This is a genomic window from Robiginitalea sp. (genome assembly GCF_049588695.1).
Taxonomy (GTDB): Bacteria; Bacteroidota; Bacteroidia; order Flavobacteriales; family Flavobacteriaceae; genus Robiginitalea.
This window is the reverse complement of sequence record NZ_JBAVZJ010000589.1, coordinates 1-3,003: the sequence shown is the minus strand read 5'-3', so window position 1 is coordinate 3,003 and position 3,003 is coordinate 1. Positions and strand designations below refer to the sequence as shown.

Sequence of the window (3,003 nt, the reverse complement as noted above, 5' to 3'; positions counted from 1 at the left end):
GGATATACCGGACTCCTATGATTTCGAATGGGCCTATGAGCTCACCATGTATACAGATCAGATGGAAGAGCCTGTTCCGTTGACTTATCTGCTTAAGGAGGGCTCTGCTTACTGGGGCATGAATATAGAGCAACAGGGAACCTCTATTTTGATGGTGTTCGACTCCGAAAAAATGATGACCCTCATGTTTATGGGTAATGCAGACTCCCGCTTTATGACGGCCTCAAAGGTTCCTGAACAATTTCTCGACGGGGAAGAATTCACGCCCGAGGAAGGATATGAGATCAAAGAAGTTCCCTCCAAAGAGATAATGGGGTATACCTGCAAGGGTTTTCAAATGGAAGATGCCCAATATAAAACTACGGTATACACAACCTTTGAAACCGAAGTGAGCTTCAGCGATATGTACAAGAAAAACGAGAACTTTCCGGAAAACTTCGATATGGAGTGGATACGCGAAGGCAATAAATCAGGAATGATTATGGAAATGGTGATTGAGGACAAGGCCAAAAATGAATGGGATGCCAAAATGGTGTGTACTCGTTTGGAACGCGCGCCTCAGACAATAACCACCGCGAATTATCAAAACTTTGGAGGGAGATAGTACCCGATAATACCTTAAGACAAAAAAAATGAGAGATACAGTTTTATTATTGATGACTCTGGCTATTTTTACCTTTCAAAGCCGTGGACAGGAATCCATATCGGGAAGTATTGATGGGTGGACCCGGGGTGCCGGGGAGGTCTATTCCGGGGTTTTTACCCTTACGGAAGTAGGATCGATTGACGCCTCGGGAAATTTTGAAATTGCCCTGAAACCGGGATACCTCGCTGAGGTGCAAAAGAAGATGGAAGCTGAGAATTCAAATCCTGACAAAAAGTTCACCTCACAACTCATGACGCTCGGGGAATCTTGCCAATGCGCTCAGGGCAAAGTAGAATTGGTCAATGGGGATCAGGAACTCACAACCCTGGCAGTATTGGGTTTTATGCTGGGCAATATGGAGAAGAAAGAAGAGTTTGGAGCTCTGGTACCGGCCAGCAGTAAAGACTTCGCAGAAGGATATATCAAACTCGGGTCTTATAAAAACACGGTCGGGTATGCCGTTGATTGGTACTATGTCGATAAACCCGGAGTTGCCAAGGGGGAGTGTTCTGTGGATTCTTATCCGGTAAACGGCGATAAGATGTATACGCGCAATACAACCTATGATTTAGATCTTAAACCGGGGTGGAACCTTGTGAAGTATGAGATATCAGAAATATTTACAGATGAGGGTGGAAAAACCTATCCGGTTAAGGAGAGTATTACCAGCATTTCTGAAGTGCCTTCAGGTATGCAATATGTATTCATCCCGGAATAATGCTTTCTTCAGCAAGGTTCCAAAGGGAAAGGGCTTGATGCCCAAACCTCCCGGACCTCTCAATTTTTTTACCGGGTTTATATACACGGTTTTCTTTTTTACTATAACGCTTTGCACGGCCCAGGAAGCCATTCAGGGAGTCATCCCGGGATGGAGTTTCGGTGAGGGCGATGTGATTACGGGCTTTCAGGAGCCTAAAAAGATTGGCACTGTGAACGCGGAAGGACACTTTAAAATTCCGCTTACCCCAGATTTTATTCAAAAACGAAAAGAGGAAATCGATAAAAATCCCCCGACATCTTCTGCAGACAAGACAAGTCCGTTTATGGATCTGGACAGGGTCTTTCGGAGGAGGGGTGGGTCTATAGTGCTGGAAAATGCGATTCAACCTGTAGGTTCCCTTTCCAATGTCGGGGTCTATGGCCTCGGCAGTATGGAGCGTCAGGAGCTTTTCGGCCTGCTCATAGGAGCGAGTTCTGAAACTTTTGCCGAGTCCGTAATGAGTATGCCTTCTTTTAAATTTACCCCGGGGTTTTTGATTGACTGGTATTATGTGGACAAAGCCGCTACCATAAAGGGGGTAACCACCGAAGAATCCCTTGCCGTAGACCAAAAGGAAACCTTCACCAACACCATGGAATACGACCTCGAATTCCAACCCGGTTGGAATATGGTGAAATACGAAATACTTTCTGTTTTTGAGGATAGGGACGGCAGGACGTATCCCCGGGAAGAACGGTATGTTTCCCTGACGTCCTTACCGGGGGATTTTGAGTTTGTTTTTATCCCAAAGTAGGGGAGTTCGTTTCACGAAAAATACCCTGAGGGAGCACTGAAGCGGGGGTTTATACAGAAATCTAAGGGCGGGTGGTCCTTTTCAATTTTTACTACCTTTGGCAAAACAGGCCCCGCAGGTATGATTCAATCCATGACCGGTTTCGGAAAGCACGTACTACAGCTTCCCGGAAAAAAAATTTCAGTAGAAGTAAAATCCCTAAACAGTAAAGGCCTGGACATCAATGCCCGGGTCCCCCAGGTATATCGGGAAAAAGAACTGGAGTTCAGAAATACGATCGCCCGAATGCTCAACCGGGGTAAGATCGATTTCTCACTCTATATAGAATCGAACGGGGAAGAGGCTTCCACGCGGATCAACCAGAATGTGGTACGGGACTATATGGGCCAGTTAGGGGAGATAGCTCCTGGAGACACTGTCCGCTTGCTCGAAATGGCCCTGAGACTTCCCGACACCCTTAAAACAGAGCGGGAAGAACTGGATCCCGAGGAGTTTGCGGTAATCCAAAAAGCGCTGGCAAAGGCCCTCGAAGAACTGATGGCATTTCGGTTAGAAGAAGGTAAGACCCTGGAAGCCGATTTTGCACAGCGTATTAAGACGCTTCAAAAGCTTTTGGAGGAGGTGAAAACCCTGGATAAAACCCGCCTGGGAACCATCCGGGAGCGACTCGAAAGGGCTGTGGCAGATTTACGTGAGACGGCAGACCCCAATCGCTTTGAGCAGGAACTGATATATTATCTGGAGAAGTACGATATCACAGAGGAAAAAGTGCGGTTGGCCAAACACTTGGAATACTTTTTAAACACCATGGGATCACAGGATTCCAATGGTAAGAAGCTCGGC

General features: G+C 46.6%; 4 protein-coding genes. All 4 read left to right on the top strand.

Annotated elements, in window-relative coordinates:
- Positions 1 to 604: hypothetical protein (locus tag WBV75_RS13520; RefSeq protein ID WP_424121113.1), on the top strand; the 604-nt coding region annotated here is incomplete at its 5' end.
- A gap of 28 nt (positions 605 to 632) precedes the next feature.
- The gene (locus WBV75_RS13515) at positions 633 to 1,364 is read left to right on the top strand and encodes a hypothetical protein (protein WP_424121112.1); all 732 of its coding nucleotides are present in this window, start codon (positions 633 to 635) and stop codon (positions 1,362 to 1,364) included.
- Between the two features lie 37 nt (positions 1,365 to 1,401).
- Positions 1,402 to 2,160, top strand: a complete 759-nt coding sequence (locus WBV75_RS13510) for a hypothetical protein (protein ID WP_424121111.1) — start codon at positions 1,402 to 1,404, stop codon at positions 2,158 to 2,160.
- A gap of 120 nt (positions 2,161 to 2,280) precedes the next feature.
- Positions 2,281 to 3,003, top strand: a 723-nt coding sequence (locus WBV75_RS13505) for a YicC family protein (RefSeq protein WP_424121110.1), incomplete at its 3' end; no start/stop codon positions are given.

Coding starts and splice junctions, on each gene's coding strand:
- WBV75_RS13515 (WP_424121112.1), top strand. CDS start 633: ATGAGAGATACAGTTTTATTATTGATGACTCTGGCTATTTTTACCTTT.
- WBV75_RS13510 (WP_424121111.1), top strand. CDS start 1,402: ATGCCCAAACCTCCCGGACCTCTCAATTTTTTTACCGGGTTTATATAC.